Here is a 22,582-nt window from a genome sequence, read left to right as displayed (position 1 = left end):
CTGCCGGGCCTATTTCAGCAAACGTACCCGGCAGGCCTTGCCTTTAATTTTGCCGTTTTGAAGCTGCCTGAATGCCTTATTCGCTACGCTCTGACGTACGGCAACGTAAACATGCGCCGGATGAACGGCGATCTTTCCGATGTCAGCACCATCAAGACCGATATCACCGGTCAACGCTCCCAGCACATCGCCCGGACGCATTTTAGCCTTTTTACCGCCGTCAATGCACAGCGTGGCCATCTCTGCCTGCAGCGGCGTGATCGAGCTATTCATCGGCCCGTCCATCCAGTTGAGCTTCATTTGCAGCATTTCGGCAAGAATGTTCGCACGCTGCGCCTCTTCCGGCGCGCAGAGGCTAATCGCCAGACCGCTTTCACCGGCGCGAGCGGTACGGCCAATGCGATGTACGTGTACCTCCGGGTCCCAGGCCAGCTCATAATTCACCACCAGTTCGAGCGATTTAATATCCAGGCCGCGGGCAGCGACATCGGTCGCCACCAGAACGCGCGCGCTCCCATTGGCAAAACGCACCAGCGTCTGGTCGCGGTCGCGCTGTTCAAGATCGCCATGCAGCGATAGCGCGCTCTGCCCGGCGGCGTTGAGCGAATCGCAAACGGCCTGGCAATCCTTTTTGGTGTTACAGAACACCACGCAGGAGGCGGGCTGATGCTGGCTTAGTAGCTTTTGCAGCAGCACGATTTTACCCTTTTGCGAAGTTTCAAAAAACTGCTGTTCGATAGCCGGTAGCGCATCAACGGCATCAATTTCAATAGTCTGCGGATTATTCTGCACGCGGCCGCTGATTGCCGCTATCGCTTCCGGCCAGGTGGCGGAAAACAGCAGCGTCTGGCGCGACGCCGGCGCAAAGCGGATCACGTCATTAATGGCATCGCTAAAACCCATATCCAGCATGCGATCCGCTTCGTCCATCACCAGCGTTTGCAAAGCGTCCAGCGACACGGTGCCCTTCTGCAGGTGATCGAGCAAGCGTCCCGGCGTGGCGACGATAATATGCGGCGCGTGCTGCAGCGAGTCGCGCTGAGCGCCAAAAGGCTGGCCGCCGCAGAGGGTTAATATTTTGATATTCGCCAGGAAACGCGCCAGGCGACGCAGTTCACCGGCCACCTGATCCGCCAGCTCGCGGGTCGGACACAGCACCAGAGACTGGGTCTGGAACAGCGAAGCGTCAACGTGCTGGAGTAGCCCGAGGCCGAATGCCGCCGTTTTACCGCTGCCGGTTTTTGCCTGCACGCGGACATCTTTGCCCGCAAGAATCGCGGGTAAAGCCGCTGCCTGAACCGGGGTCATCGAAAGATACCCCAGTTCATTCAGATTAGTGAGCTGGGCGGCGGGCAAAACATTCAGAGTTGAAAAAGCGGTCACAATAATTTCTCGCATTACATTGAGGGGCGGACAATCTGCTGGCGCGTATCCTCGCAGATCTCCGCTCCCGATGCGACAATTTAATCGGCTCATCGTCAGGCGGCGGATCGGGCAACGGGCGCGGACGTGGCTTGGGATCGTGGACCGGCACAGGATCGTTGGGTTCCGGCGGTATGGGTATTGAGTTCAGCGGTTGATAACGCATATTGACTCCCGGTGATGGACGGGTACACCAATTAAGCGTAGAAGCTGGGAGACAGAGCGCAAAAAAAAGCCGACTCATTAAAGTCGGCGTCGTACGAATCAATTGTGCTATGCAGTAATTCAAAAAAGGAAGTAAGACAATATGGAGCGCAACGCCCATCGCTTGACGTTGCATTCACCTGCGAGAGAGATATTGCCCTGAATGGGTAGATGGTTTATTGATTTCGCTCAAACATTGCCGGGTTTTCATCATCGCCATCGCGACAAAAGACGATTCTTTACAACCATTTACTACGATGCAACCACCATGTAACACCCCCAATGAGAACGACTAACATTATGCAGAAAATAGAAAAACCCATATGCCAGCTATTGCCGGGAATGCCGCCGAGGTTAACCCCGAACAGCCCGGTTAAAAAGGTACTGGGCAGAAAAACCATCGCCATGAGCGACATCGTGTAGGTTCTGCGCGATAACGACTCCTGCATAATCTGCGCGATCTCATCGCTCATAATCGCCGTTCTGGCGATGCAGCTATCAATTTCATCCAGACCGCGGCCAAGACGCTCAGCAATATCCTGCATCCGCCGCCGATGGTCATCGGTCATCCACGGCAGCCGCTCGCTGGCCAGCCTTGCATAGACATCACGCTGCGGCGCCATATAACGGCGCATGACGATAAGCTGTTTACGCAACAGCGCCAGAAAGCCGCGCGGCGGCACCTGCTGATCGAGTAAATCATCTTCCAGATCGATAATCCGGTCATGGAGCTGCTCAATAAATTCGCTGGCGTGATCGGTCAGCGCATCGCAGACTTCCACCAGCCAGCCGCCGCCGTCAACCGGCCCGTTGCCCTCACGCAAATCGCCGAGCACATCGTCCAGCGCCAGCACTTTGCGCTGCCGGGTAGAAACAATTAACCGCTCGTCCATATAAAGACGCATCGCAACCAGTTGGTCCGGGCGCTCATCGGTGCTGCCGTTAATACAGCGCAGCGTAATTAATGCCCCATCGCCAATCCTCGTCACTCTGGGACGAGTGCTCTCCCCACCCAGCGCATCGCGTACGTTATTAGGCAGCAGCGGCGTCGATGCCAGCCATTCCGCGCTATCAACATGGGTATAATTGAGATGCAGCCAACAAGGATGCTCTTTATCAATGGTATCGCTGTCGACCAGCGGCTTTACGCCGCCCTGCCCGTCGAACACCCATGCAAAAACGGCATCCGGCACGTTCAGTTCCGATCCTTTTATGGCGTCCACTGGACCTCCGTTAACTCATGCACATTTTCGTAGTCTAGCCTTACGCGACGGTTACGCAAGAGTTAATAAGCCCATCCTGCTGAATTCACTGGCGAAAAGTGGGGACGCAAAAACGAAGAACCCGCCGGCGGCGGGTCGTGGATAAACTTTGCGATACAGCGGCTAACCTGCGCGATCCTCCGTCGCCAGAACGTATGCCGGCGGCAAGACAGGTTAACGGGAGTCGTTCATTTTTTCTCTTCGGCGTATTGACGCGCGTTATCATGCAAATGGGTACACATGCTTTTATCCTCCATTGTTACAAGCAGAATAAACATAGATGAGAAATAGCTTTTTGCAAGTTAGTCATTATGGCCCGCTGAATTCTTCGCCGGGACAAAACGCGGCAGCTGCGTCGTTAGCGCCAGACCGCCGATGCTGCCGATTTCTTTTTGCGCAAAATGCTGTATTATGCGAGTTATTGCAGCATTTTGCGGGGTCATAATAGTGCATAAAACGGCCAGACAAAAATACCTCATTGATATCCTTAGTGAAAAAGGCCAGGTCACCATCAGCGAACTGGTTGATAAACTGCAGGTATCTGCGGATACGCTGCGCCGCGATCTTAGCGACCTTGAAAAACAGGGGCTTGCCCAGAAAAACCACGGCGGCGCTATCGCGCTTAATCTCTCGATAATGAATCGCCAGAACCGCAATACGCTGCTGGCGGATACCAAGCAGCGGATCGGGAAAATGGTGGCGGAGAAGATCCCCGGCGGATCGACGCTGTTTCTTGATGCGGGTAGTACCGTGCTGGCCGTCGCCGCCTGGATACAGGGCCCGATGACGGTCATCACCACCTCATTGGATATTGCACAACACTTCAGCGATCGCGCGGATATTGAGCTGATTTTACTGGGTGGAAAATGGGACCGACAGCAGCGCCTGTTTGCCGGAAGCGCGACGGTATCTCTGCTGGAACGCTATCGGGCGGATATCGCGATCCTCGGCGCCTGCGCACTCCACGCCGACCTCGGCCTTAGCGCCAGTCAGGAAGCGGATGCTGAAGTCAAGCGCGCCATGCTGGCGGCCAGCGCAGAACACTGGCTGGTCGCCGATCATCTGAAACTGAATCACTGCGAGCCCTGGCTGGTTGCCGGGCTCGCCGACATCCATCAGCTCTTTCTCGACCGGCCATGGGAAGAATTGCAGGACAACGGCTCAACACAACTTAATATCGCTGAGACTAAATAACGCGGAGATGCTTATGAGTAACGCTAAGACTATTAATATTGCCCTGATTGGCTACGGCTTCGTCGGCAAGACTTTCCATGCGCCGCTGATTCAGTCCATCGAAGGCCTGAATCTGGCGATTGTCGCCTCGCGCGATGAAGAGAAAGTCAAACGCGACCTGCCGGACGTCACCGTCATCGCATCGCCTGAAGCGGCGATTCAGCATCCGGATGTCGATCTGGTCGTCATCGCCTCGCCTAACGCGACGCACGCTCCCCTTGCCCGTCTGGCTTTAAATTCCGGTAAACATGTCGTCGTCGATAAACCATTTACCCTGGATATGCAGGAGGCCCGCGAACTGATTGCGCTGGCGGAGGAGAAACAGCGGGTGCTGTCGGTGTTCCATAACCGTCGCTGGGATAGCGACTATCTGGGAGTGAAGCAGGTTATCGAACAAGGGCTTATCGGCAAAGTGAAACATTTTGAGTCCCATTTCGACCGATTCCGCCCGGAAGTACGTGTCCGCTGGCGGGAGCAGAACGTACCGGGAAGCGGCCTGTGGTTTGACTTAGGTCCGCACCTGATCGACCAGACGCTACAGCTATTCGGTCTGCCGCAGTCGGTCCAGGGAAATATCGCTACCCTGCGTGAAGGCGCGGAAATCAACGACTGGGCGCATGTGGTCCTCAACTATCCGCAGCATAAAGTCGTTCTGCACTGCAGCATGCTGGTGGCAGGCGGGGTGGCGCGCTTTACCGTTCATGGCGATAAAGGCAGCGTCGTTAAACAGCGCGCTGATCGGCAGGAGAGCCAACTGCTGGCGGGGGTGACGCCGGGGAGCCAGGACTGGGGTCAAGACGACGATAGTCTGGTCCTGTACGATGCTGACCTGCAGTCACGTGAAATCAGCGCCCCGCAAGGGGATCAGCGCCAGTACTATATTCACGTCCGCGACGCGCTGACCGGCAAAATCAACAATCCGGTATCGCCGTTAGAGGCGCTGGCGGTAATGGCTGTGCTGGAAGCCGCGGTAAAATCGGCCGAGAGCGGAACGACGCAAACCTTAGCGCTGACCGCAGAGGAACTGGCGGGTCTGAAGTAAACGCTGCGCTAGCTGTCTGATGGCGGATTCCCGGGTCGGTGCGCCTGCATCGGCTCCGGGAAAGTTCTCTTCGCTGGCTCCCGGCGTTACGCTGACCGGGGTATCCGAGAGGGCTTGTTGGCGACAGCGTGCGGCAGCGAATAAAGCGCCCGTTCATACTGGCTTACAGTTTGACCCGCAGCAGGTCGCTGAACCGGGTGGTGTAGGCTGGAGACAGCCTGTGCCGTTTCATCTCCCAGCTACGCGTAATCCCCTGCCCGGCAAACCAGAGCCGACCTTTTTCACGCCGATTCACAAAATCAAGCACCTCCATCAGCTGTTCGCTGTTGGCGCGCGGGCGATAGTCATCAAACAGGCCTAACTGGGCCACGCCCCGGCTAAAGAAATCACCCAGCATCACACCGCACTTTTGATATCGGTGTCCCTCCCGCCAGATAGTCTCCAGGCATTTTACCGCTGCGGCAACGATATCCCGGCTATCCTGAGTCGGAATGTGAATTTCTGTCCCGGCATCGTTACCGTAATAGACGTCATTGCCGGCGAAAGGACTGGTTTTCAGGAATACCGAAACATAGCGGCAATACTGATGCTGCGCGCGCAGCCTTTCCGCCGCGCGTACCGCATGGCTGCATATGGCTTCGCGCATCGGCCCATATTCGCTTACCTTCTGACTGAATGAACGCGAACTAATGATTTGCTGTTTCGTGGGCATATACTCTTTAGGTTCAAGGCAGGACTCACCTCGTAGCTCACGCACGGTGCGTTCCATCACCACGCTGAAATGTTTTCTGATGAGGGAAGCGGGCATTTCGGCAAGTTGAAGGGCCGTGGTAATTCCCATATCATTCAGCTTTTTCGCCATGCGCCGCCCCACCCCCCAGATTTCGCCGACGGCAACCTTCGCCAACAGTTTCCTCTGCCTGGCTTGTAAAGAGAGATCGACAACACCCTCGAATTTTGGCCATCTTTTGGCCGCATAATTAGCCAGCTTGGCCAGCGTTTTCGTCGGCCCGATCCCGACCCCGACCGTCAATCCGGTACACTGCAGCAGCGTACTTCGCACGTGGCGCCCGAATGCTTCAAGCTCCTCAGTGCGATGGATGCCGCTGAGATTCACAAACGCTTCATCAATGGAATATTGATACACCGCGGGAGACAGCTCCTCAAGAAGGGTCATAACGCGCTGGGACATATCGCCATAAAGCGCATAGTTGCTGCTAAATACCGCCACCTGATGACGCTCAAACTGTGATTTCATTTTGAAATACGGCGCGCCCATCGGGATCTCCAGCAGTTTAGCCTCGTGATTCCTCGCGATTACGCAGCCGTCGTTATTGCTTAACACCACCACGGGGCGCCCACGTAAATCAGGACGAAAGACCATTTCACAGCTGGCATAAAATGAATTCACATCGACCAGAGCAAACATCAGCGCAGCCTGTTGATACTGAAAGTGACTACGCCAAAAATCTCCAGCTCTTCACCGTCGTTGTGCAGCACAATCGGCGGAAAATCCGGATTCATCGGCAGCAGTTGCATCGTAGGGTGCGTACACAGGCGTTTAACCGTGTATTCGCCGCCGATAGCGGCAATGATGATATCACCATGCTTCGCCTTCAGGCCGCGATCCACCACCAGCAACGTACCTTCATAAATGCCGGCATCCACCATCGACATGCCGGTCGCCATAACAAAATAGGTTGCCGCAGGATGGCTGATACAAAGCTCATTGAGGTCTATCCCCTTCTCGATGTAATCCTGCGCCGGGCTGGGAAAGCCGCACGACACAAGGTCACTAAACATCGGAATCGACAAGATTTCACGCATTTCAGCCGGTTTATTGAACATCATAATAGATCCTCCCACATCAATACTGTGTTTATATACAGTATTAATTTTTCAGCCGAGTTTATCAAGCCGCCCGGCAAACATTGAGGCGAAAACATAAAAAGACGTAAAATTCTGCCTGAGACCATGACTGTCGCAGGCAGGCCACTCCCGGGCCTACGTATTCCAGATGGTTTTGCACTGCGCGCTGGAAATTTCCTCAATTTGGGAGGAGGATAGAATCCGTAGATGCGCTCTTTGTACATAACCTGCTGTTGTCCACCCGACATACTGAACTGGAGATTCATATGTATTACACGTTAGGAGATAAGACTCTCCACTTTTATCGTTATCAGTGCCGCTTTTATGTTGCCCACTGGGATGGCGGCCATGTGATGACGGAGAAGTTCAAGCCGTTTGTTGCTTCTATCACCGAGAAAACGGGCATTGATGCAAAGAACGTTGAGGCGGCGGCGCGGGACTACTTCAATAACGTTGATTGAGAATGTACTTAATACCATCGCTATCGGCTCAGCCATAGCGATGATTTCCGTGGGCAAACGGCAGAAGTTCAGGTAATAGTCATGTCACGGTAACGTAAAATAAAGGCTGTAAGCTAAACCCCGGATCCCACCAGCGCTAAAACGAGGTGAAGAGATGGCCATGTTAAAAGCCAGCAATCTGGAACAGGCAAAGCAGCTTCTGCAGTCCGACGATACCGTTAAAATAGAACTGGATTTCGAGCTCGACTCCGATGAGTTCTTTAATTTTGCTATTGAGTACTGTACACATGGAGCAAAGCTTACGCGAGTTGGCGATCGCTTCGTAATTTCACGGAAAATAAAGTAGTCTGCGTGTTAACCTCCTGCCATTCACAGCGTCACAGAGGCCGTCGATTGATGTATCTGTGATGCTCTCAGACACAAGAAATATCTGCATAAATTGCCATGAAAAATTAATGCAGCGCGCATTTTCGTTCATCAGAGAGGAATAAGGTAGCTACGGTTACTCACCGAGGGTTAAAACGTGAAAAAACGACTAATCTGCTGTCTGTTCGGCGAAACGGCAGGTATTATTGCCCGAAGGATGCAAAAAATAGCCGATGACCGACAATGCGATCGCTTAATCAGCGCCGTTGGGGTTGAAAACTTCTTTAGCATCGCCCCCGCCGTTGATGGCGTTCTGATCGCGCCACATATTCAGTATAAAATTGCCGAATTTATTGCTGCGTTGCATTTACCTCAAGAAATTGCTGTTATTGAAAGCTTGCCCTACGCTACATTTGATGGCAAAAAGATCCTCAATTTCGCGCTGAATACATTGCCGCGTGCTCTGGTTTAGTCTGACAGTCCTGGCCACAAGAACCCGTGGAAACACGGGTTCCTGCGGAGCCAATTATCTGAAGGGCGCATCCAGAGGCACTTCGGCGTCAGGCTGGTGAGTAATGCGGTTGCGAAGGTCGCGACGAATCATCTCAATCGCCCAGAACCAAAAAATATGCCCCACTAACTCCGAAATATACTCATCTGCTGGAATATTCAATAAGGAAGGCGTCAGGCCCAGTAACGGAAATGAGATCCAGTGAACGGCAATGGTAGCAACAATCCCTGCCCACGCCCCCTGCCATAATTTGACTTTCGGAAAGATTTCAGCAACAACGCAATATCCCACCGCAAACACCAGAGAGAATATAATATGCGTCACCATAACCGGATTAATGATATGCTCGGAAAAAGTATATACCGTATGCGTGGGGTCAATTCCCAGATAGTCGCGCAAGAAAAGATACGGCGGATTAAACTCATCCCTGCCACCGGAAAAGGTTCGAGGGGGTAAAGGAACTTCCGCCCCCCATTTAACGAACGCAGACATAATCCCTGCAACCACCCCGACAAATAGCGCTACGCCATAACGGCGCCTTTCCGGTTGTGTTTGAATAAAAAACTCTTTAATCGCCATATTAATCACCATTAATCCATTACATTTATTTTTCTTATCTCATTTTTAATGGCATTACGGGCAGGCAACATTGATCAAGATCACACTTTTCCGGATACCGGTGCTACCAGTTATGTACTGTAATTATGGCCATAATGCTTTCGCCTGCGAATCGTAAGCGATTTTTTTACACAAAAAAGCCGCCCGCAGGCAGCTTAGTGACAAAAGGGTGACAATATTGAATAATTTAAGATTAATGGCCCCTTTCAGGGCCGCCAGGTTACTTGCGTAACTCGAGCGATGCCGAGTTTCTGGCAATATGCGGGGCGATATTATCGAATGTAATCATTGCCGATTTACAAAAAATGCATTTCGCGCCAAACGGATTTTTTTCAGACACATCGTAAGTCGATGTTCTGTACTGTGACCCATGACAGCATGGGCACCTGAAATGAATGTGGTCAATCATGATGTTAGCCTCTTTTTGCTACAACATTCTCTACCGCAGGAACATTCACAGAAATCACCTTCCCGGCTTTCTGTTACAGCGTCAACGCGCTGCTCTGAATGGTTGAGAATAACAATGACTCATTGTCATTACTTCTGATAGATGCCTCTGAAGCTTAGTCCAGATTGAGCTCTATTACTGCACCAGCGATTTTTTAATGTTGTTGTTTGCTTAATTTGCCCTCAGGGCACGTAATGTTCGGTAAATTTCAATAAAAAGTTGCGTGCTTTCAGGATAGCGATATCTCTTTTGCACTTTTTCACGCTAAACGGCGGTACTAAAACTACCACTTTTGCTATCACCGTTCGCGTCAGCTTCTGAACTTGTCTACTCGGGCTTAGACCGTCATCGTTGTCGCAGGTTCAAAAAACTTAACACTATTGGCTTCACAGAATTAATTAATAACGAAAAGGAGACTCTAAAGAAGGATTATCGATGGATAACGCTTGAGATGAGAACTGCTTTACTACTCGTTTCATTACTGGATCTGTGGAGTAAATCAACCATCTATTGATCGCACAAAAGTAGTTTGATAGCAAGTTTTATTTTGCTCGCGTGGCGGAAGCAAGGTTACGGCGCTCACATAATCGCGGCTTAATGGCCCGAATATTAACACCCTGGATAGCGATTATTCGTCAGTGACCGCCTGCTGTAACAGCGCTTTGCTCCACGCATAGAAGACCCGTACCGAAGGAGGAAGGTATCTGTTTTGCGGATAAACCAGCGAAAGGGGCAAAGCGGAAGAGAAGTTCTCCAGACAGGAGACCAGCTCGCCGCTGCGCAGGTACGGCATAGCCAGATAGCTGGCAACCCGAATGAGCCCAAGCCCTTGTATTCCAGCCTGAATGTAGGCATCCGTATCGTCGACGACCAGCGTCTCTTTCATGCGAAGGGCATAATCCCCCTCAGCAAGCGAAAAATGCCACTCGATACTCCGACCGGTACGGTGGTTCAGGTAGCCAACGGCGCGATGCTGTTCCAGTTGGTCAAGAGTTTCCGGCCGACCATGAGCGGCAATATAGTCTGGAGATGCGAGAATCGCCCAGCGAAAGCTTGCAAGCTCTCGGGCAACCAAAGTGGTCGAATCGTCGATTCTGCCCGTTCGTATCGCGCAGTCATACCCTTCCTGAATAATATCTTCTACGTCATCACTTGAACAAATCGTGATATCCAGACCGGGATACTGCTGCAGAAATTCCGGCAGCCCTGGGATAATACAATGTCGGGCAAGGGACTGCGGCATACCCACTTTAAAGCGTCCTCTGGGCTGCGCAAATCTACCGGGGAAAGAGGACTCCAGGGTGGCGATCTCAGCCAGAAGCCTTTTGCACTCTGTATAATAACTGTGGCCGTCTACCGTCACGCTAAGCTTACGGGTGGTACGCTGTAAAAGCTGAATTCCCAGGTATGCTTCAAGCTCTTTAATCACCCGCGATACCGTTGAGCGCGGCAGCCCCAGCACCTCAGCCGCTCTGGCGAACCCGTGTGAATCCACCACGCAAACATAGACCTGCATTGATTCCAGCTTATCCATTTTGCCCTTTCACCCACGCGATTGTTCCATATTTGCGAACAGTTTAACCCAATGTTGAGTCCTTATCGAATGTAGCTGATCGACCTAAACTTCCCTAAACCCAATCGATAGTGTGATCTGATCAGTAAGGAGTCAGAATGAGAGAATCTCATATTAATGCAGGTGAAAAGGTATTAGTGCTGGGAGCGGGACAGTTGGGCGCAGCCGTACTCAGCTCATTAATCCCGGCGGTCAAGCGACAAAATGGTACCGTCGCGGTTATCGTGTCGCCAGGATCGTGGGGCGATCGGGGGGAGTTGCTTTCTGCTAGCCATCAACAACTGGCGGCGGCGGGGGCAGAATTTATTGCCTGCGACGTAGCCGCTGGTACGGTTGCATCGTTAACGGGCCCGTTTGCAGAGTTTGATACCATCATCAACTGCATGGGATTTATTGCTGGCACAGGAACCCAGATAAAGATTACCCGTGCGGTACTGGAGGCCGGAGTGAAGCGCTATTTTCCCTGGCAGTTTGGCGTAAATTACGATGTAGTCGGAAAAGGCAGCGGTCAACCCGTCTGGGACGAGCAGTATGATGTCAGAACATTATTACGGGAACAAATCGCCACAGAATGGGTGATTATTTCGACCGGTATGTTTACCAGTTTTCTTTTCGAGCCTGCCTTCGACGTGGTGAATTTATCGCAAAATACGATTAATGCCCTCGGCAGCTGGGATACCCTGGTTACCGTAACAACACCCGCGGATATTGGCCGTCTGACCACCGCGATTTATTTGCAACAACCGCGGGTGAGAAATGACGTTATCTTTATCGCCGGAGAAACCACTTCCTATAGAAAACTGGCGGACACCGTTGAGCGGGTAACTCAAAAATGCTTTTCAAAAAAGGTACTCACTTTGCCCACTCTACTGGAACAACTACGTTCAAACCCGGACGATGGAATGCTTCGCTATCGCGCAGCTTTTGCCAGGGGAGACGGTATGTGGTGGCCAATGAATAAAACGTGGAATGCACAAAATAATATACCTACCCAGGATATTGCCTCATGGCTCAAAAGTCGTATTTATTAAACGCCACGGTCGTCCCGAAGAAGTCGCAACAATAGTCGCGGGGCTGGCAGGCCCGAAAGCCTCGTTCGTAACAGGAGCCATGCAGACCATTGACGGCGCGTTTGGTGCGTGATGCCATGACGGGGTTTGGCAACCGCGAGATCCCGTCATGATTTTGTTGCGTCGGTTTTCAGCCTACGGCTAACTCGTTCACAACACTGGCGGCGCTTTTGATGCTGCGGATAGTGCCGATCCCCGTACCGAGTGAGATATAGCCTTCATCAGCATTCCCCTCCAGCATGCCAATACGCAAGCCACGCAATCCCCCCATTGCTCTGCCGAGCTCTTCATGACTTGCGCCGGCCTTATCCATTGCGACCAAAGTTTCAGCGAGCCTGCCCGGCAGGGAGCGGTAGTAGTGCGGCTGCGTGCGGAACAGCAGCAAATCAAGACCGTTGGCGGCAATAATTCTGTTTTTAATCGACAGCGGTACCCTGCTCTCTTCCGTTCCGATGAACACCGAACCGGCAAATACCCCTTCGGCGCCTAATGCGTGCGCCGCTCTGGCGGTGCGGTTATCAGTAATACCACCCGCAGCCATTAGCGGAATATTTTTCACCGCATCGGCAATCAGCGGCACGATTGAAAAAGTACCCAGCGCGGTGCCCGGCAAGGTTCCCCCTTCATCAAAACCGGTCGCGACAATGATATCGGCGCCGGCCTCTTCAGCAAGACGAGTATTTTCAGGCGTTGGATTGATATCGCGATAAATAATAGCAATACCCGCCTGTTTAAGTTCATTAAATAACGACGGTATGATCGCCCCTTCACCGTAGCCGGTATAAACCACAGCGCTGACGCCCTCTTCTTTAATTACCTGCAGAATGGGTGGAGTCCAGATGTCATTGTCTGGAGAGGGGATCAGGTTCACACCAAAAGGCTTTTCGGTCAGTTGCTTAGTTTTACGAATCTCTTCGCGCATTTTTTCAGCGGTTTCTTCGGGCGTTGATACCGCAGTCGCGGCGGTTAATCCGGCATTAGGGCCAAGTACGCCAAGTCCCCCGGCATTGCTGACTGCGGCGACTAGACGGGCATCGGTCAACCAGGAGAGAGGGCCCTGAATCACCGGTTTTTCAATATGCAGGATCTGGCAGATACGGTTAGTTTTCATAATGGATTATCCTTCGCAGTGGCGCTACGGCGCGGGTCGTTTTTGCTGGAAGGAGTGTATGACGTTAGATTATTTGGAAAAATAGCTAAAAAAGTTCATCACTATTATAAAATCGATAACAATATCTTCTCTGGCATCAGGCAAAAGAATCCAGCAATGCAATTAAATCTCTTTGAATCCATAAGAATTTTTATTGAAATTGTCGAATCAGGCAGCTTTACTCAGGCAGCAGAAAACCTGCAAGTTCATCGCCCCGCCGTGACGAAAGCCTTACAGCTGCTTGAGCAGCACTGCGGTACGCGTTTGCTGCAGCGAACCACGCGTCGCATTAGCTGACGCCTGACGGGGAAACGTTTTATCACCGGAGTAAACCTTTACTCTCCCAGGCGGATGAGCTACTGGAGTCTTTTGGCGCCGATCGCGTACTGCGCGGCCAGCTGCGGGTTGATATGCCCATCGCTTTTGCAACTTTACTGGTTGTCCCAAGGCTTCCTGATTTTTATCGCCAGCATCCTGACCTCGAAATCATTCTTAGTAGCTCAGATCGCCGGAGAGATATGCTGCGCGATGGTCTTGACTGCCTGCTTCGCGTCGGGGAACTGGATGACGGAGACTATATCGCCCGTAAGCTGGGCAATATTAAAATGACGACCTGCGCCAGCCCGGCCTATATTGCCCGCTACGGCGCGCCGAACACGCTGGAGGATTTACAGCAGCATCAGGCGATCAACTGGATTAACAGCAACAGCCGACAAAGCATGCCGTGGACGTTTACCACGCCAGAAGGCCCCGTTGAAATGACGCTTCCCGGTAAGCTGGTCGTGGATAACTCAGAAACCTATTTATCTGCGGGGCTGGCAGGCCTGGGATTAGTCCAGGGGATGAACGTGTTTTTACAGCCTTATCTCGACCGGGGGCTGTTAGTGGAAGTCTTACCCGACAATCCTACCCCCGATCGCAAACTGTCACTTTTGTATCCGCACCGCCATCTTTCCCGCAAAGTTCGGGTGTTTACCGAATGGTTAGAGAGCTTATTGTGAAAAACAAATTTAATACCGTCCTCCTGGGTGAAATTAACAGGATTAATTCACAGCAGGACAGGCGTGCAGTCAGTAAACCTTCGCCAGGCCATAGGCTCTGCGTTGGCTGGCGGCGGCACGACAGCAGATACTCATTCCGGAAAGATTAATGCGTTCAGGACGTGATCCTGCCAGATACCATTAATTTTCAGATAAGAGTGCGCATAGCCCTCTTGCACAAAACCCAGACTTTTAAGGGTATTGCTGCTCCGCACGTTATCAGACAGATGATTGGCCATGATCCTGTGTATCCCGTAATTCTCACGCACGTACCGAATCGCCTGCTCTAACGCTTCGCGCATCAGGCCCTTTCCCTGGCAGGCGCGATCGAGGGAAAAGCCCAGATAGCATGCCTGAAAAACGCCGAAGACAAAGTTAGTGAAGTTGATACTGCCGATGATTTGCGGTTCATTTTTGAGGGTGAAAACCAGCATCAGGCTACGTTTTTCGTCATACTCTCTGCGCGCGCTGCTGATTCTTTGCGCAATAGTGTCTAACGTAAAATAGTCGTCATTTCGCAAGGGTTCGAATGGCGCAAGGTGAGAACGGTTTTCCAGCAAATAATCCTGTAAATGCCGTGCATGGTCGGGCGCCAGTAAACAGATATCGGTGCGCTCCGTAGATAATAACTTCATCGCTTAGCCCTACTAACATGTTGGGCGATGATTATAGGAACTGGCGTAAAAATTAACAAATACAACCACAACATTTAACATTAAAAACACATATCCTTATTTCTCTGATAACTTCGCATTCGGCGCTGCGCCGGTCACTGACCGCCACGGCCACCGCTCCTCTCCTCTCCTCGTGCCCGTCTCCCGTATCAGGCATCCTCGTATCTGCTCAAGTTCGCAATGTATCTATCACCGCCCGCAGCGCGGGGGAGACGTTGCGATGAGGATAATAGAGAAAAGAGCCTTCCAGCCGCTGGCTGTAACGCTGCAGGACTCTGATAAGCGCGCCCCGCTCCAGGTCGTCGGCGACCAGCTCCTGCGGAACATAGGCCAGGCCCAGTCCCAGGCGGGCGGCTTTCGCTTCCATATAGCTGTCGGCAAAAGCCCACTGCCCCTGAGGCCGGTGGGTAATTTTTTTACCCTGCTCATTCAGCTCCCAGGCGTAAAGGCTACCGTCGCCAAACTGGTAAGCGATACAGGGATGGACGACCAGATCAGCTGGCGTTTGCGGGAAACCGTAGCGGCGAAAATGCTCGGGCGTGCCGACAACGGCCATCTCCATATCGGGCGAAATGCGCACTGCGACCATGCCGCCGCCGACCTCCGGCCCAAGACGCACCCCGGCATCAAACCGCTCTGCAATAATATCGACAAACCGACTTTCGCTAATAAGTTCCAGCCGGATATCAGGATAGCGCTGCTTGAACACCGCCAGCTTCGGCAGAAGGACTTTATCAATCGCGTGCTGGCTGGCGTTAATGCGGACGGTGCCGGAAGGCGTGTTGCGATAATACGCCAGAGTGGAAAGCCCCGAATCCAATGCATCAAAGCCCGCTTCTACCGTTCGATAGAGCTGCTCGCCGGCCTGGGTAAGTGAAAGTTTACGGGTCGTGCGCACCAGAAGCTGTACGCCGAGCCTTTCTTCAAGTTCGCGTACGGCGCGGCTGACGCCGGATTGCGCCAGCCCAAGCCGCTGCGCGGCGGCGGTAAAGCTCCCTTCCCGCACCACCAGCATGAACAGGTAAAGATCGTTATAGTTTTCCCGCCTCGCCATCATTCTCCCCGCTACCGTTTCTCTATTTATCACAATTTGATATGAATCTTAGCACTTTCCCCCCGCTAATCAGCACTCTGACTGCTAACTATAATCAGCGGACTGCAACAAAGCACAGCAGCGTTGTCCGTATGAAACCTGTATCAGGAACCTGTTTTAGGGGAAATATTGATGAAAGCGTTCACCAGAAAACTGACGGCCGTCATGCCAGCCATGCTGCTATGCGCATCATTAAGTGGAGTAACAACCATGAGCTATGCCGATACAACCAATCCGAACGCGCCCGTTTCGCTGATCGAAACCTGGGACAAAACCTTTACGAAAAGCGCGAAAGTCGATCACCGCAAGGTGACCTTCCTGAACCGCTACGGGATCACCCTGGTCGGCGATCTCTACATCCCTAAAGATCGCGGCGAGCGCAAGCTGGCGGCGATTGCCGTAAGCGGCCCCTTCGGCGCGGTGAAAGAGCAGTCCAGCGGGCTGTATGCCCAGACCCTGGCAGAACAGGGCTTTGTCACCCTCGCCTTCGATCCTTCGTACACGGGGGAAAGCGGCGGTCATCCGCGTAACGTCGCCTCGCCGGATATCAATACTGAGGATTTCAGCGCGGCGGTGGATTTTTTAGGATTGCAAAACGAAGTGGATCGCAACCGAATCGGCCTGCTCGGCATCTGCGGCTGGGGCGGCATGGCGCTGAACGATGCCGCGATGGATACCCGCGTCAAAGCGGTGGCCACCAGCGTTATGTACGATATGAGCCGCGCGATGGGCCACGGCGTTGGCGACGGTAAAGATCGTTATACCACCGCCGATCGCCGCGCCGTACTGCAATATCTGAACGCGCAGCGCTGGAAAGATGCGGAAAACGGTACCTTCGCACCGGGCGGACATGACATTTATGTCGATGAGAAAGGCAACGCCAGCGCGGGCGATCGTATCCTGCCGGAAATCCTGCCTGCCAATCCGAACCCGGTATTGAAAGAGTTCTTTGATTATTACCGCATGCCGCGCGGTTTCCACGCCCGCTCCGTCAACTCAACCGGCGCGTGGAACGCGACCATGCCGCTGTCGTTTATGAATATGCCGCTGCTGAGCTATGCCAATGAAGTCACCATCCCGACGCTGATCGTAACCGGTGAAAATGCCCACTCACGCTATTTTGCCGAAGACGCTTTCAAGGCTATCGGCAGTAAAGAGAAAGAGCTGGTCATTGTCCCCGGCGCGAACCATGTCGATCTGTATGATAATGCGGCCGGTAAAATCCCGTTTGCCAGATTTGAACAGTTCTTCAAAACCAGCCTGAGATAACGCCCCCGAGCCGCTCGTCTTTGCGGGCGGCTGACCCTCGCGCCCATGACTTTTCACCGCGTTTTTTTGCCGCTATTCCATGCCAGGCGTCCTTTGCGGCAGGGCCTGAATCTGGCCGAAAAAATATCCAGAGATGTCCATCATGTCCATATTGAGTCGTAATACACCACACCCTCAACCCCCCGCCCACTGGGGCGGCGTCTTTGCCATGACGCTGTGCGTTTTTGTCCTCATCGCTTCCGAATTTCTGCCGGTCAGCCTGCTGACGCCGATTGCCAGAGAGTTAAATATCACCGAGGGGCTGGCAGGCCAGGGCATTGCGATTTCCGGCGCCCTGGCGGTGCTGACCAGCCTGACCATCTCTGACCTTGCTGGCAGTCTGAATCGTAAATATCTCCTGCTGGGGCTGACGGTGCTGATGGCGGCGTCGGGAATGATTGTTGCCCTCGCCCACAACTATGCGGTTTATATGGCGGGAAGAGCCCTGATTGGCGTCGTTATCGGTGGCTTCTGGTCCATGTCGGCGGCCACCGCTATCAGACTGGTGCCGGCGCACCAGGTTCCCCGTGCGCTGGCGATTTTCAACGGCGGTAACGCGCTGGCAACCGTCGTAGCGGCGCCGCTTGGCAGCTACCTGGGAGCCACCGTCGGCTGGCGCGGCGCTTTTTTCTGCCTCGTGCCGCTGGCGATAGCCGCATTCATCTGGCAGTGCGTCAGCCTGCCAGCGATGGAAAGCGCCACAGCGAGTCGGCCACGCGGTGCTTTGCTTCGTCTGTTCAGCCGCCCCATCGTCGCCATCGGCCTGCTGGCCTGCGGACTTTTCTTTATGGGCCAGTTTGCCTTATTTACCTACGTGCGGCCATTTCTGGAAACGGTAACCCATATCAGCGCCTCAGGTCTGTCACTGATTCTGCTCGCTATCGGCGTCGCGGGTTTTATCGGCACTCTGTGCGTTTCGACGCTCCTCAACGCCCGGTTTTATCAGACCTTAATCACCCTCCCGTTGTTGATGGCGGCGATTGCCGCAACGCTGCTTCTGGTCGGCCCCCACGTCTGGCCCGTTGCCGTACTGTTAAGCTTATGGGGAATGCTGGCGACGGCGGCGCCAACCGGCTGGTGGACCTGGATAGCGCGGACCCTGCCCAATGATGCCGAGGCGGGTGGCGGCCTGATGGTCGCCGTCATTCAGCTGTCGATCGCGCTGGGTTCAACTGCTGGAGGTTGGGCATTCGACCGCCTGGGGTGGCAAAGCGCGTTTGGCTTAAGCGGCATTTTGCTGCTTGCCGCGGTGGGTATGACTTTGCTCACCAGCCGTCAACCGGCGAAATAAGCTCACTGAATCCGATACGAGCAGCGGAGTTTTCTCGTCGCGGGTAATGCGTATAATGCGGCTTGCATTCACGCTGAAAAATAACCGCGGCTCATATTATGCATCTCAACCGGTGTTGCTGGCTGCTACTGATCTTCGCAGCGATCGGTAGCTTTTTTACCTCCTGGCCCTTTGCTGTCTGGCTGCTGCTGATTAACGTACTGACGCTGGTGATTTATGGCGTGGATAAAATGGCGGCGCGCAGGGCCTGGCGTAGAGTGCCAGAGGCCACTTTACTGACATTTGGCCTGTTGGGCGGCTGGGCTGGCGCGATAGCGGGCCAAAGGCTGTTCCGCCACAAAACGCAAAAGCAGCCGTTCAGGACCTGGTTCGTCATCAGTACGATCGTCAGCATCGCAGGGATGGCGGCGATTTATGGGTTGTATGCTTTTTCCGCTCACTGAGCGATGGCAACGCTGGCGGCGGGTAAACGGGGCAAGCCATTCAACCCGCCGCTATTCGTAGTATATTATTGAGAGTATTGTTGATTATCAGGTGTACCTTATGACCTACTCCATCGGTGAATTTGCGCAGCTTTGCGGCATTAACGCGACCACGCTTCGCGCCTGGCAGCGTCGCTACGGCCTCCTTAAGCCACAGCGTACCGATGGCGGCCATCGTCTGTACAGCGATGACGATATTCAGCAGGCGCTCAAAATTCTCGACTGGGTCAAAAAAGGAGTGCCGGTCAGCCAGGTCAAGCCCCTGCTGGCCCGTCCCGGCGCGCGACGGACAAATAACTGGCTCACCTTGCAGGAAAGCATGCTGCAGCGACTGAAAGAGGGAAAAATCGAATCACTGCGCCAGCTGATTTACGACGCCGGTCGTGAATATCCCCGCCCCGAGCTGGTCACCGAAGTGCTGCGCCCGCTGCGTAGCCAGGTTTCCGCCAATGTCCCGGCAATCATGACGCTGCGCGAAATTCTCGATGGCATCATTATCGCCTATACCTCTTTTTGCCTCGAAGGGGACAAAAAAGCGCCCGGCGATAACTATCTGATCACCGGCTGGCACCTGACGGACGCCTGCGAAATCTGGCTTGAAGCGCTCAAGCGCACCGGCAAGGGTCACCGCATCGACGTCCTTCCCACCCCTCCCGCAACCCTTGCACCGGAGATCCTGCCAGAACGCAAATGGCTGCTGGTGACGACCGGTAAACTCTCGCCTGCCCGGCAGAGGCAGATTGAACGCTGGCAGCAGCAGGTTGTCTCGCTGGAGATTGTCGCGCTGTAATGGCATACGCCACACCCCGTGGCGCAGCGAACAGGCCCCTCAGTATCGCCCCAACAAAAATCCCCCTTTGCTTTTTCGTGCAACTTTTTCGCACCCGCTCGCAGACGCCTCTTTTCTCGCTAACGCCTCCAGAACCACGCATCAAAGTTTCAATAATAACCACATGATAAATAACAACAATAAAAAATATTTTCACCAAAACTTGGACAAATATTATTAATTGTGTAAGTTTTAACTATGCCACATTGTTTACTCAGGAAGTGACCTATGCGTCCCTCGTCGTCCGCCATCAGTCGTTTTAGCGCGTACTATGCCACGCTGGATACCCAGCCGCCCTCAGCGCTGGCCGAGCTGTACCATGCCCATGCCGTGCTGATCGATCCTTTTGGCCAACATCAGGGACTGGCCGCAATCCAGGATTACCTTTCACACCTGCTGGCTAACGTGGATCACTGCCATTTCACCCTCGATGCCCCGCTCTGCGCCGGTCAACGCTTTGCCGTCGCCTGGACCATGCACTGGTCGCATCCGCGACTTGCCGGCGGAGCGGCGCTAGAGCTTGCGGGATGTTCAACGGTCACCATTGAGGACGAACGCATTATTCATCAGCGTGACTACTACGACGCCGGAGAGATGCTGTATGAACATCTTCCCCTGCTGGGATCGGCGGTGCGCGGCGTCAAGCGGAGGGTGCGGAAATGATGACAGTTCTGATCACCGGCTCCAGCTCCGGCATTGGCGCCGGGCTCGCCAGATCCTTTGCTGCGGATGGTCATCTTGTCATTGCCTGCGGCCGCGATCCGTCTCGTCTGGCGGCGCTACAGCAGCACAGCCCCAACATCCGCGTCCTCTCATTCGATATGACGGACAGAGATGCCTGTCGCCAGACGCTCGCTAACTACCGCGCCGATTGGGTCATTCTCTGCGCCGGGACCTGCGAATACCTCGATCGCGGCATGGTTGATGCCGGGCTGGTTGAAAGAGTCATCACCACCAATTTTCTCGGGCCGGTGAACTGCCTGGCAGCGCTTCAGTCGCAGCTGTCAGCCGGGAATCGCGTGGTACTGGTGAGCTCGATGGCGCACTGGCTGCCCTTTCCACGGGCCGAGGCCTATGGCGCATCGAAAGCGGCGCTGACCTGGTTTGCCAACAGTCTGCGCCTGGACTGGGAGCCACGAGGGATCGCCGTCACGGTCGTTTCGCCAGGGTTTGTTGATACCCCACTAACGCGTCAGAACGATTTTTCAATGCCTGGACAGGTGAGCGTGGAGCAGGCGGTGAAAGCCATTCGCCGCGGCCTGGCGAAAGGTCACGATCGTATCGCCTTCCCGACTGGCTTTTGTCTGCTTCTGCGCCTGCTGGCCGGGCTTCCTCAAAGTCTTCAACGCAAGCTGTTACGCAGGATGGTACGGTCATGAAAATCGCGATTATTGGTAGCGGGATTGCCGGGCTGACCTGCGCATGGCGTCTTGCCGCGCAACACCAGGTAACCCTGTTCGAAGCTGCATCCACGCCGGGAGGGCACACCGCCACGGTGGATATCGCCACGCCGCAGGGTACGTGGGCCATCGATACCGGATTCATTGTGTATAACGATCGCACCTATCCGCACTTTATCGGCCTGCTGAGCGAGCTGGGGATCCGCGGCCAAAAAACGCAAATGAGCTTTTCGGTCCATAACCCGCAGAGTGGCCTGGAGTATAACGGTCATAGCCTGAGTTCGCTTTTCGCCCAGCGACGCAATCTGCTTAAGCCGGCCTTCTGGGGGCTGCTGAGAGAAATCGTCCGTTTTAATCGGCTGGCGAAGCAGGCTCTGGGAGGCGCGTTCGACCCGGCCGCCACGCTACAGACCTTTCTCGAGCGCCACCGCTTTAGCCCTTTTTTTGCGCGCCACTACATTCTGCCGATGGGGGCCGCTATCTGGTCTTCGTCGCTACAGGAGATGCGCCGCTTCCCGCTGGCGCTGTTCTTACGCTTCTTTGATAATCACGGCCTGCTGGATATCCGCCAGCGTCCGCAGTGGTACGTGGTGCCCGGCGGCTCGCGCGAATACGTCCGCGCCCTGCTTGCCCGGTCTGGCGATCGCCTGAGCCTCCGCCTCAATACGCCAGTGCAAAACGTTATCCGCGGTCAGGATGGCGTGACGTTGCAACTGGCAACGGGAGAGGAGCATTTCGATCAGGCTATCTTCGCCTGCCATTCGGCCGATGCGCTGGCCATGCTGGCGGAACCCACCGTCGCCGAACGCGAGATTCTGGGCGATATCGGCTGGCAGCGCAACGAGGTGGTTCTGCACAGCGATCCCCGCTGGCTGCCGGTGCGTAAGCGCGCCTGGGCCAGCTGGAACTATCGCCTGAGCGAGCAGGATCAGGCCAGCGCCTGCGTCACCTACAACATGAATATTCTTCAGGGCCTGCCTGCCGACGCCCCGCTGTTCTGCGTCACCCTCAATCCGCCGACGCCGGTGGACCCGCGCTTCGTCTGGAAGCGTATGGTCTATGAACATCCGTTGTTTAATCCACAAAGCGGGTCGGCTCAGCTGCGGCGCGAGGAGATCAACGGCCGCCAGCGGAGCTGGTTCTGCGGCGCGTACTGGTATAACGGCTTCCATGAAGATGGCGTGCGCAGCGCCCTCGATGTGGTCAACGGCATCGCCGCGACGGAGAATCGCTGAA

General features: G+C 54.1%; 23 protein-coding genes and 3 pseudogenes. 14 read left to right on the top strand and 12 right to left on the bottom strand.

Annotation, left to right across the window (positions count from 1 at the left end):
- Positions 1–9: 9 nt before the first annotated feature.
- The 3 genes and pseudogenes from dbpA to zntB all read right to left on the bottom strand — a co-directional run bounded on the left by dbpA (position 10) and on the right by zntB (position 2,849).
- The gene (gene dbpA, locus IAE27_RS04115; RefSeq protein WP_070557715.1) at positions 10–1,383 is read right to left on the bottom strand and encodes an ATP-dependent RNA helicase DbpA; all 1,374 of its coding nucleotides are present in this window, start codon (positions 1,381–1,383) and stop codon (positions 10–12) included.
- A 40-nt stretch (positions 1,384–1,423) separates the two neighbouring features.
- Positions 1,424–1,588: pseudogene (locus IAE27_RS29920) on the bottom strand (hypothetical protein); the annotation flags it as partial.
- 277 nt (positions 1,589–1,865) lie between these two features.
- Positions 1,866–2,849 carry a zinc transporter ZntB gene (gene zntB, locus IAE27_RS04110; protein WP_004101596.1) on the bottom strand — a complete coding sequence of 328 codons (984 nt, stop codon included), beginning with the start codon at positions 2,847–2,849 and terminating at the stop codon, positions 1,866–1,868.
- Positions 2,850–3,335: 486 nt separating this feature from the next.
- Here zntB and IAE27_RS04105 point away from each other — a divergent pair, with 486 nt between their 5' ends.
- The gene (locus IAE27_RS04105) at positions 3,336–4,082 is read left to right on the top strand and encodes a DeoR/GlpR family DNA-binding transcription regulator (protein ID WP_064344601.1); all 747 of its coding nucleotides are present in this window, start codon (positions 3,336–3,338) and stop codon (positions 4,080–4,082) included.
- A 13-nt stretch (positions 4,083–4,095) separates the two neighbouring features.
- Complete coding sequence (locus IAE27_RS04100; protein ID WP_049127566.1) at positions 4,096–5,163, top strand: oxidoreductase; 1,068 nt, start codon at positions 4,096–4,098, stop codon at positions 5,161–5,163.
- Between the two features lie 163 nt (positions 5,164–5,326).
- Here the strand turns inward: IAE27_RS04100 and umuC are convergent, their stop codons facing one another.
- The gene (gene umuC, locus IAE27_RS04095) at positions 5,327–6,592 is read right to left on the bottom strand and encodes a translesion error-prone DNA polymerase V subunit UmuC (protein ID WP_200091998.1); all 1,266 of its coding nucleotides are present in this window, start codon (positions 6,590–6,592) and stop codon (positions 5,327–5,329) included.
- Positions 6,592–7,014, bottom strand: coding sequence for a translesion error-prone DNA polymerase V autoproteolytic subunit (gene umuD, locus IAE27_RS04090; RefSeq protein ID WP_004101567.1), 423 nt, complete (start codon positions 7,012–7,014; stop codon positions 6,592–6,594). The genes umuC and umuD overlap by 1 nt, the downstream gene beginning before the upstream one ends.
- A gap of 284 nt (positions 7,015–7,298) precedes the next feature.
- Between umuD and IAE27_RS04085 the strand changes: the two genes are divergently transcribed.
- Complete coding sequence (locus IAE27_RS04085; protein ID WP_004101565.1) at positions 7,299–7,493, top strand: hypothetical protein; 195 nt, start codon at positions 7,299–7,301, stop codon at positions 7,491–7,493.
- Between the two features lie 163 nt (positions 7,494–7,656).
- Here IAE27_RS04085 and IAE27_RS29865 read toward each other — a convergent pair whose 3' ends face one another.
- A complete protein-coding gene (locus tag IAE27_RS29865; RefSeq protein WP_259655761.1) occupies positions 7,657–7,782 on the bottom strand; it encodes a hypothetical protein in 126 nt (41 codons plus the stop codon).
- 234 nt (positions 7,783–8,016) lie between these two features.
- Here IAE27_RS29865 and IAE27_RS04080 point away from each other — a divergent pair, with 234 nt between their 5' ends.
- Positions 8,017–8,331, top strand: a complete 315-nt coding sequence (locus IAE27_RS04080) for a PTS sugar transporter subunit IIB (protein ID WP_032728142.1) — start codon at positions 8,017–8,019, stop codon at positions 8,329–8,331.
- Positions 8,332–8,385: 54 nt separating this feature from the next.
- Here IAE27_RS04080 and IAE27_RS04075 read toward each other — a convergent pair whose 3' ends face one another.
- The 3 genes from IAE27_RS04075 to IAE27_RS04065 form a co-directional block, all read right to left on the bottom strand.
- Positions 8,386–8,949: a YagU family protein gene (locus IAE27_RS04075; protein WP_004112567.1), complete on the bottom strand. Its 564-nt coding sequence runs from the start codon at positions 8,947–8,949 to the stop codon at positions 8,386–8,388.
- Positions 8,950–9,208: 259 nt separating this feature from the next.
- On the bottom strand, positions 9,209–9,397 hold the full coding sequence (locus IAE27_RS04070) for a hypothetical protein (protein ID WP_004101558.1): 189 nt from the start codon (positions 9,395–9,397) through the stop codon (positions 9,209–9,211).
- A gap of 667 nt (positions 9,398–10,064) precedes the next feature.
- On the bottom strand, positions 10,065–10,970 hold the full coding sequence (locus IAE27_RS04065) for a LysR family transcriptional regulator (protein WP_135800134.1): 906 nt from the start codon (positions 10,968–10,970) through the stop codon (positions 10,065–10,067).
- 137 nt (positions 10,971–11,107) lie between these two features.
- On the opposite strand from IAE27_RS04065, the gene IAE27_RS04060 reads away from it, so the two are divergent.
- Positions 11,108–12,040 (top strand): aromatic alcohol reductase, encoded by a 933-nt coding sequence (locus IAE27_RS04060; protein WP_064344595.1) that lies wholly within the window; start codon positions 11,108–11,110, stop codon positions 12,038–12,040.
- Positions 12,036–12,152: pseudogene (locus IAE27_RS04055) on the top strand (oxidoreductase); the annotation flags it as partial. The gene IAE27_RS04060 and the pseudogene IAE27_RS04055, both read left to right, overlap by 5 nt.
- Before the next feature lie 57 nt (positions 12,153–12,209).
- On the opposite strand, the gene IAE27_RS04050 reads toward IAE27_RS04055, so the two are convergent.
- Positions 12,210–13,190 carry an NAD(P)H-dependent flavin oxidoreductase gene (locus tag IAE27_RS04050; RefSeq protein WP_023320841.1) on the bottom strand — a complete coding sequence of 327 codons (981 nt, stop codon included), beginning with the start codon at positions 13,188–13,190 and terminating at the stop codon, positions 12,210–12,212.
- Between the two features lie 156 nt (positions 13,191–13,346).
- Here IAE27_RS04050 and IAE27_RS04045 point away from each other — a divergent pair.
- Positions 13,347–14,230, top strand: a pseudogene (locus IAE27_RS04045) (LysR family transcriptional regulator).
- A 131-nt stretch (positions 14,231–14,361) separates the two neighbouring features.
- Here the strand turns inward: IAE27_RS04045 and IAE27_RS04040 are convergent.
- Both IAE27_RS04040 and IAE27_RS04035 read right to left on the bottom strand, forming a co-directional pair.
- Positions 14,362–14,904 (bottom strand): GNAT family N-acetyltransferase, encoded by a 543-nt coding sequence (locus tag IAE27_RS04040; protein WP_108703903.1) that lies wholly within the window; start codon positions 14,902–14,904, stop codon positions 14,362–14,364.
- A 208-nt stretch (positions 14,905–15,112) separates the two neighbouring features.
- Complete coding sequence (locus IAE27_RS04035) at positions 15,113–15,997, bottom strand: LysR family transcriptional regulator (protein WP_004101545.1); 885 nt, start codon at positions 15,995–15,997, stop codon at positions 15,113–15,115.
- 171 nt (positions 15,998–16,168) lie between these two features.
- Here IAE27_RS04035 and IAE27_RS04030 point away from each other — a divergent pair, with 171 nt between their 5' ends.
- The 7 genes from IAE27_RS04030 (at position 16,169) to IAE27_RS04000 (ending at position 22,581) form a co-directional block, all read left to right on the top strand.
- Positions 16,169–17,305, top strand: coding sequence for an alpha/beta hydrolase (locus IAE27_RS04030; protein WP_071992011.1), 1,137 nt, complete (start codon positions 16,169–16,171; stop codon positions 17,303–17,305).
- Positions 17,306–17,447: 142 nt separating this feature from the next.
- The gene (locus IAE27_RS04025; protein WP_185935138.1) at positions 17,448–18,635 is read left to right on the top strand and encodes an MFS transporter; all 1,188 of its coding nucleotides are present in this window, start codon (positions 17,448–17,450) and stop codon (positions 18,633–18,635) included.
- 98 nt (positions 18,636–18,733) lie between these two features.
- Positions 18,734–19,078, top strand: coding sequence for a DUF1294 domain-containing protein (locus IAE27_RS04020; RefSeq protein WP_064396178.1), 345 nt, complete (start codon positions 18,734–18,736; stop codon positions 19,076–19,078).
- 100 nt (positions 19,079–19,178) lie between these two features.
- Positions 19,179–19,907: a MerR family transcriptional regulator gene (locus IAE27_RS04015; protein WP_004101537.1), complete on the top strand. Its 729-nt coding sequence runs from the start codon at positions 19,179–19,181 to the stop codon at positions 19,905–19,907.
- Between the two features lie 267 nt (positions 19,908–20,174).
- A complete protein-coding gene (locus IAE27_RS04010; RefSeq protein ID WP_126489014.1) occupies positions 20,175–20,609 on the top strand; it encodes a nuclear transport factor 2 family protein in 435 nt (144 codons plus the stop codon).
- The gene (locus IAE27_RS04005) at positions 20,606–21,325 is read left to right on the top strand and encodes an SDR family NAD(P)-dependent oxidoreductase (protein ID WP_154022641.1); all 720 of its coding nucleotides are present in this window, start codon (positions 20,606–20,608) and stop codon (positions 21,323–21,325) included. The genes IAE27_RS04010 and IAE27_RS04005 overlap by 4 nt, the downstream gene beginning before the upstream one ends.
- Complete coding sequence (locus IAE27_RS04000; protein WP_004101531.1) at positions 21,322–22,581, top strand: NAD(P)/FAD-dependent oxidoreductase; 1,260 nt, start codon at positions 21,322–21,324, stop codon at positions 22,579–22,581. The genes IAE27_RS04005 and IAE27_RS04000 overlap by 4 nt, the downstream gene beginning before the upstream one ends.
- The last annotated feature ends 1 nt before the right edge of the window (position 22,582 follow it).

It is taken from the genome of Klebsiella sp. S69 (assembly GCF_016516145.1).
Classification (GTDB): Bacteria; Pseudomonadota; Gammaproteobacteria; order Enterobacterales; family Enterobacteriaceae; genus Klebsiella; species Klebsiella oxytoca.
This window is presented reverse-complemented; position numbering and strand designations above follow the sequence as displayed.

What these genes read in the sequence shown, in the direction of transcription:
- IAE27_RS04040 (WP_108703903.1), bottom strand. Translation starts at nt 14,904, where the DNA reads ATGAAGTTATTATCTACGGAGCGCACCGATATCTGTTTACTGGCGCCC.
- IAE27_RS04075 (WP_004112567.1), bottom strand. Translation starts at nt 8,949, where the DNA reads ATGGCGATTAAAGAGTTTTTTATTCAAACACAACCGGAAAGGCGCCGT.
- IAE27_RS04035 (WP_004101545.1), bottom strand. Translation starts at nt 15,997, where the DNA reads ATGGCGAGGCGGGAAAACTATAACGATCTTTACCTGTTCATGCTGGTG.
- IAE27_RS04060 (WP_064344595.1), top strand. Translation starts at nt 11,108, where the DNA reads ATGAGAGAATCTCATATTAATGCAGGTGAAAAGGTATTAGTGCTGGGA.
- umuD (WP_004101567.1), bottom strand. Translation starts at nt 7,014, where the DNA reads ATGATGTTCAATAAACCGGCTGAAATGCGTGAAATCTTGTCGATTCCG.
- IAE27_RS04070 (WP_004101558.1), bottom strand. Translation starts at nt 9,397, where the DNA reads ATGATTGACCACATTCATTTCAGGTGCCCATGCTGTCATGGGTCACAG.
- IAE27_RS04100 (WP_049127566.1), top strand. Translation starts at nt 4,096, where the DNA reads ATGAGTAACGCTAAGACTATTAATATTGCCCTGATTGGCTACGGCTTC.
- IAE27_RS04025 (WP_185935138.1), top strand. Translation starts at nt 17,448, where the DNA reads ATGTCCATATTGAGTCGTAATACACCACACCCTCAACCCCCCGCCCAC.
- IAE27_RS04000 (WP_004101531.1), top strand. Translation starts at nt 21,322, where the DNA reads ATGAAAATCGCGATTATTGGTAGCGGGATTGCCGGGCTGACCTGCGCA.
- IAE27_RS04020 (WP_064396178.1), top strand. Translation starts at nt 18,734, where the DNA reads ATGCATCTCAACCGGTGTTGCTGGCTGCTACTGATCTTCGCAGCGATC.
- IAE27_RS04050 (WP_023320841.1), bottom strand. Translation starts at nt 13,190, where the DNA reads ATGAAAACTAACCGTATCTGCCAGATCCTGCATATTGAAAAACCGGTG.
- umuC (WP_200091998.1), bottom strand. Translation starts at nt 6,592, where the DNA reads ATGTTTGCTCTGGTCGATGTGAATTCATTTTATGCCAGCTGTGAAATG.
- IAE27_RS04085 (WP_004101565.1), top strand. Translation starts at nt 7,299, where the DNA reads ATGTATTACACGTTAGGAGATAAGACTCTCCACTTTTATCGTTATCAG.
- IAE27_RS04010 (WP_126489014.1), top strand. Translation starts at nt 20,175, where the DNA reads ATGCGTCCCTCGTCGTCCGCCATCAGTCGTTTTAGCGCGTACTATGCC.
- IAE27_RS04005 (WP_154022641.1), top strand. Translation starts at nt 20,606, where the DNA reads ATGATGACAGTTCTGATCACCGGCTCCAGCTCCGGCATTGGCGCCGGG.
- IAE27_RS04030 (WP_071992011.1), top strand. Translation starts at nt 16,169, where the DNA reads ATGAAAGCGTTCACCAGAAAACTGACGGCCGTCATGCCAGCCATGCTG.
- IAE27_RS29865 (WP_259655761.1), bottom strand. Translation starts at nt 7,782, where the DNA reads ATGTGTACAGTACTCAATAGCAAAATTAAAGAACTCATCGGAGTCGAG.
- IAE27_RS04065 (WP_135800134.1), bottom strand. Translation starts at nt 10,970, where the DNA reads ATGGATAAGCTGGAATCAATGCAGGTCTATGTTTGCGTGGTGGATTCA.
- IAE27_RS04015 (WP_004101537.1), top strand. Translation starts at nt 19,179, where the DNA reads ATGACCTACTCCATCGGTGAATTTGCGCAGCTTTGCGGCATTAACGCG.